Annotated in this window: 6 protein-coding genes; 1 reads left to right on the top strand and 5 read right to left on the bottom strand. The window is 31.5% G+C overall.

What is annotated here, in order from left to right:
* Window positions 1–129: 129 nt before the first annotated feature.
* Entirely contained in the window at window positions 130–843 is a 714-nt protein-coding gene (locus N5E64_RS15315; RefSeq protein ID WP_125350805.1) for a DUF3307 domain-containing protein, read from the bottom strand.
* The gene (locus N5E64_RS15310) at window positions 831–1436 is read right to left on the bottom strand and encodes a SatD family protein (RefSeq protein ID WP_125350806.1); all 606 of its coding nucleotides are present in this window, start codon (window positions 1434–1436) and stop codon (window positions 831–833) included. The genes N5E64_RS15315 and N5E64_RS15310 overlap by 13 nt, the downstream gene beginning before the upstream one ends.
* A gap of 435 nt (window positions 1437–1871) precedes the next feature.
* Here N5E64_RS15310 and N5E64_RS15305 point away from each other — a divergent pair, with 435 nt between their 5' ends.
* Window positions 1872–2297: a cold-shock protein gene (locus N5E64_RS15305; RefSeq protein WP_125350807.1), complete on the top strand. Its 426-nt coding sequence runs from the start codon at window positions 1872–1874 to the stop codon at window positions 2295–2297.
* Window positions 2298–2417: 120 nt separating this feature from the next.
* Here the strand turns inward: N5E64_RS15305 and N5E64_RS15300 are convergent, their stop codons facing one another.
* The 3 genes from N5E64_RS15300 to N5E64_RS15290 are packed head-to-tail and all read right to left on the bottom strand — an operon-like array spanning window position 2418 to window position 5764.
* Window positions 2418–3173 (bottom strand): succinate dehydrogenase/fumarate reductase iron-sulfur subunit, encoded by a 756-nt coding sequence (locus N5E64_RS15300; RefSeq protein WP_125350808.1) that lies wholly within the window; start codon window positions 3171–3173, stop codon window positions 2418–2420.
* Between the two features lie 6 nt (window positions 3174–3179).
* Window positions 3180–5096, bottom strand: a complete 1917-nt coding sequence (locus N5E64_RS15295) for a fumarate reductase/succinate dehydrogenase flavoprotein subunit (protein ID WP_125350809.1) — start codon at window positions 5094–5096, stop codon at window positions 3180–3182.
* Between the two features lie 11 nt (window positions 5097–5107).
* Window positions 5108–5764 carry a succinate dehydrogenase cytochrome b subunit gene (locus tag N5E64_RS15290; RefSeq protein WP_125350810.1) on the bottom strand — a complete coding sequence of 219 codons (657 nt, stop codon included), beginning with the start codon at window positions 5762–5764 and terminating at the stop codon, window positions 5108–5110.
* Window positions 5765–5784: the final 20 nt, after the last annotated feature.

The raw sequence follows: 5784 nt of genomic DNA, 5'->3' as shown, positions 1-5784 counted from the left end.
ATTTGAAAAAAGGGTTCAACTATAAAAAGTCAAACCCACCTGAAATATATTTACACAAAATTTTGGACAGTGTCGTTTAATCGTGCTGTATGAACTTTTTAATTTGAAGAATTGTTTCATCAATTTTAGTTAGATAAAAGCAATTATTTTTAAATAAGTCATTCCGACAAGAATTGCCAAACCAAAGCTTAATAAAGTTCCGATTAAGATATATTCAGTTAGTTTTACGTCGTTACTTTCTTTTAAATCTCCAAATCGGAAGATTGATTTAGCAGCCAATAAAAATCCAATTCCTTCCCAAAAATTTGTCACAACAAATAAGAAAATAAACAAACGTTCTAGCATTCCGATATATTTTCCTGCGTCTTTTAAACCTGTTGGTGAAGTTTGTAAATGAAGAACTTCCATAAGTTTTTTAATGATGATTGAGGAAACAATTGTTAAGCAAATTAATGCAACGCATAAAAGCTGATTTTTAGAGCTGAAAATTTGGCCTAATTTTAAATTCAATGGAAAAAAATGATTAAGATAAATTCCAATTGTAATAAGATGCAATGTTTGATCTAAAATGAAATTGAGGATTGTATTCATCTTATTTTTCAAATAGATTTTAGTTAAACAATCAATTGTTAAATGTGAAATTGCGAGTAGAATTGATGGAAAAATATATTCTTTTTTGAAACCTGTTAAGATAATCAATAGAATAAAATGAATTGAAACATGAACATAAAGTGAAGGAGATTTTAATTTCTTTTGATTGATATTCTCCACCATTTGATTGGTTTGAAAAACAAAATCACCTAAAAGATGTCCAAAAATGACCAATATAATTAATTCATACATAGCGCTATTTTTTTATTGAATAGATGAATGATTTCTAGTATTTCTTCATAACCACCTCGTTTTAAAGCACGATTAACAGCAGGTTTATCTTTTTTTAATTTTTCTGCTAAATCCTTTTGAATTAATTCTTGATGAGATAAAGCAACAAATATTGTTTCTGATGTTACAGGTTTCCAATTATCAGCAATGAAGCTTACTAATTTTAAAATTGGGTTGAAATATTCGTCTATTTCATCAAAAGGTGTTTTTAAAATAAGGGTATTTTTTTTTATTTTTTCAAAGGCTTCACCAGAATGAATAAATGCAGAACCATTGGATTCTGTAATATTTTCACCTTGAAATGTGCATTCGCCAATTCCAATTGACATTCGAACATCGATTAGACTATTTGTTTTAATCAATGCTTTAATGCATAAAGCAGTTTCCAAAGCTTGGTTTACTTCAACTTGAATTTGAAAACTATCTCCGCGATAAATTTCCCATTTCTCATGATTATTTGTTGTATTAGCTAAAAATTCTTTGAGTTTAGGAAGCCATTCATCTGCATTTACTTTTCTTGAATTGATTATATCACCTGTAATAACTGCAATCATAGTATTGGTTTTTTCAAATATACTAAAAATTGTTATAAATGATACAATTATTTAATATTGTTATAAAAAAGACAATTTATAAATATTGTTATGAAAAAGGCAATATGAAAGAGCGTTTTATTTAAATTATTAAAATGAATTTTTGCTAATTATTTTTCTAAAAATACTGTTTTAAAAGGATATTTGTGTCAGAATAAAAGCCATTTAAATATAAATGCGTATATTTGCAAACATATCTGAGGCAAGATGTCTATTCTTGAACTTAATAAGTAGTTTTCAAGCACACTTTATATTAATTTTTCTGATTTTAAAATCACGTCAATTAATTTTTGTTTCCACATAAATTACCTTCAAGTTTTACTTTTTGATTGTGTATCAAAGAATAATAAACCATTTTTAATTCACTCAGATTTAATAATAATTAAAAGAAAATTTATGGCAGATTCTACATCTAAAAAAGAGAAGATTAAAAAAAAGGAATTAAAAAGAAAAGAAAAAATTAATAAAAGAGAACTTAGAAAAACAGACAACAATAAAGGTAAATCTTTAGAAGAATTATTGGTTTATGTTGACGTTTTGGGTAATCTAACAGATGTGCCACCTCATTTACAAGACAAAGAAAAAGATTTATTAAATCATAAAAAGGAAAATGATAGAGAACTAATTTTTAATGGGATTGTAGACAATTACAATGTCAATAAAGGATTTGGTTTCATCAAAGTTTTAGAATCAAGTTCTAATGAGAAAGTCTTTTTCCATTTTAAAGAATCAAAAGATACTTTAACGGTAGGTGATAATGTACAATTCAAGAAATCATTTAGCGAAAAAGGATTTAGAGCAACTAATATTATTAAAATGTAATTATTCGATCACGAGATTTTACATGATTTGTAAAAGACAGTATCACGAATAAAACATTAATATTCATATAAAAAAATAGCCTCAATTTGAGGCTATTTTTTTTATGTATTTGGGTAAATATTATTTTTTATTCTTTTGGTAGAATAAGGCTTTATTATACTCAAAATTCATTCGGGCAATATTCAATACTGAAATTCCTTGTGGACATTCGACCTCACAAGCTTCCGTATTCGAGCAATGTCCGAATAATTCGCTGTCCATTTGTGCAACCATATTTAAAACACGCTCGCTACGCTCTTCTTTACCTTGAGGCAATAAAGCTAAATGCGTAATTTTTGCAGAGGTAAATAATGCAGCACTCGAGTTTTTACATGTAGCTACACAAGCTCCACATCCAATACATGCAGCAGAATCAAAAGCTGCTTCTGCAACCTGATGTGTTACAGGAATAGAAGTTGCATCGGGTGCTTGTCCAGTGTTTGTAGAAACAAATCCACCAGATGAAATAATACGATCAAATGCAGAACGATCTACTTTTAAATCCTTTTTAATAGGAAATGCTTCTGAACGGAATGGTTCGATAAAAATTGTTTCACCATCTTGAAAAGAGCGTAAGTGAAGTTGGCAGGTTGTCGTATTTTCTAACGGCCCGTGCGCAATTCCATTAATCATCATTCCACATTGTCCACAAATTCCTTCGCGACAATCATGGTCAAATTCTACTGGTTCGTCACCTGCTGTAATCAGCTTTTCGTTCAATATGTCTAACATTTCAAGGAAAGACATGTGAGGATTTAAATCATTCAAATCGTAATTGACTAATTGACCATCAGTTTGATGATCTTTTTGTCTCCATATTTTAAGATGTAAATTCATAATTTTTTATTTATAGCTTCGTACAATAGGTTGTATTTCTTCAAAAGTCAACTGTTCTTTGATCAATTCAGGTTCGTTATTTTCACCTGTCCAAGCCCAAGCAGAAATAAACTGAAAATCAGCATCATTTCTTAATGCTTCACCATCTGGTGTTTGATGTTCTTCGCGGAAATGTGCACCACAAGATTCTTCACGTGTAAGGGCGTCGTAACACATCAATTCACCAATTTCGAAATAATCGGCAACTCGACCTGCTTTTTCCAATTCAGTGTTCATATTATTGGCTTGACCAGAAACACAAACATTTTGATGAAACTCTTGTTTCAGTTCTTTAATTTTTACGATGGCCAATTTTAATCCTTCTTGATTACGAGCTAAACCACAATAATCATATAAGATTTTGCCTAAAGTTTTATGATAATAATCGACTGTTTTTGTTCCTTTGATTTGAATTAAATCATCAATTTGTTGCTTGACATCTTGTTCAGCTTGAACAAATTCTTGACTATCAGGAGAAACTTTTCCAGCGTGAATTTCAGTTGAAAGATAATTTGCAATTGTATAAGGTGCAATAAAATAACCATCAACAGATGCTTGAAGTAAAGAATTTGCTCCTAAACGATTGGCACCGTGATCGGCAAAATTCGCTTCGCCCAAAGCAAATAAACCTGGGATTGTTGTCATCAATTCATAATCAACCCACAAACCACCCATTGAAAAGTGAGCAGAAGGCGAGATCATCATTGGTTCGTCGTATGCATTGTATCCTGTAATTTTCAGGTACATATCAAATAGATTTCCGTATTTTTCTTTGATTTTATCTTGTCCTTGTTCAGCAATTGCTTTAGAAAAATCTAAGTAAACAGCATTTTTTAAAGGACCAATTCCGAATCCAGCATCAATACGTTCTTTTGCTGCTCTTGATGAAATGTCACGAGGCGCTAAGTTTCCAAATGCAGGATAACGTCTTTCTAAATAATAATCGCGTTCTTGTTCTGGAATTTCGTTTGGATGACGTGTTTCATTTTCTTTTGCAGGAACCCAAATACGACCATCATTACGAAGCGATTCTGACATTAAAGTCAATTTCGATTGATAATCTCCTGATTGAGGAAGTGAAGTAGGGTGAATTTGGATCCAACTTGGAGAAGCCATTAATGCTCCTTTTTTGTGTGCACGCCAAATTGCGGAACCGTTACAACCCATTGCTAAAGTAGATAAGTAATAAATTTTACCATAACCACCCGTTGCTAATACAACAGCATGCGCTGCATGACGTTCGATTTCTCCTGTATCTAAATTACGTACGATGATTCCTTTTGCTTTTCCATCAATAATAACCACATCCAACATTTCATGTCTTGAAAATAATTGAACTGATTTTTTTCCAACTTGACGCATCAAAGCTTGATAAGCGCCTAAAAGTAATTGTTGTCCCGTTTGACCTCTTGCATAGAAAGTTCTACTTACTTGAACGCCACCAAATGAACGGTTGTTTAAATAACCACCATATTCGCGACCAAAAGGAACCCCTTGCGCAACAGCTTGGTCGATTAAATTAAGTGAACATTCTGCCATACGATAAACGTTAGCTTCACGTGCACGGAAATCCCCACCTTTTAGCGTATCAACAAACATACGATAAACACTATCGCCATCATTTTTATAATTTTTTGCTGCATTTACTCCACCTTGAGCAGCAACTGAATGCGCTCTTCTTGGACTATCTTGAAAGCAAAAAGCTTTTATATTATATCCCATTTCTCCTAATGAAGCGGCAACAGAACTTCCGGCAAGTCCAGTTCCTACAACAATTACATCCAATTTTTTACGATTGGCAGGATTTACGAGTTTTGCTGTTTTTTTATAATTGGTCCATTTTTGATCCAGTGGACCGTTTGGTATTTTAGCATCTAATTTCATGAATACACTTTTTATTTGTTTGTAAAAAAGACATAAATAGGCATTAAGGCAAAACCAATGCATATAATGATTGAATAGATTGTACCAATGGTTTTGAACCATTTTACAAACTTCGGATGATATAAACCTAACGTTCTTGCAGCACTATGAATACCATGAATTAAATGATAACATAAAGCAGCCATTGAAATGACATATAAAATTACAAACCACCATTGTTTGAAAACTTCGACAACTAAGATGTATAAATCTTTGTGTCCATTAGCATCAATTGGTGTTTCACCAAATTTGTACACATACCAAAAATTTTGAAAGTGAACAACTAAGAAGATTAAAATAACCGTTCCTAATAATCCCATGTTGCGAGAAGTCCAAGAACTTGCTCTACCACGACGATCTGTGTTATAGTTTCCACTTGCTTTTTTATTCTTCATGGTAATGATTATTCCATCAATAAGATGAAGTAAAATACATGAGTACAGCACGTAAGAAACCATTTTGATTAATACATTTCCAGCTAAGAAGTGCGAATATGCATTGAATTGTAAATGTGCTTGTTCCTCAGGAAGGAACAATTGTAAATTTCCTAAAAAATGAATTAATAAGAAAAAACTCAGGAAGAGTCCCGTAATGCTCATGAGCATTTTTCGTAATAATGTAGATTGCATAATTAATTTTTAAACTATTA

It is taken from the genome of Empedobacter sp. GD03739 (assembly GCF_029843245.1).
Taxonomy (GTDB): Bacteria; Bacteroidota; Bacteroidia; order Flavobacteriales; family Weeksellaceae; genus Empedobacter; species Empedobacter falsenii_B.
Note: the sequence above shows the minus strand (reverse complement) of the source record. Positions and strands in the feature narration are given on the sequence as shown.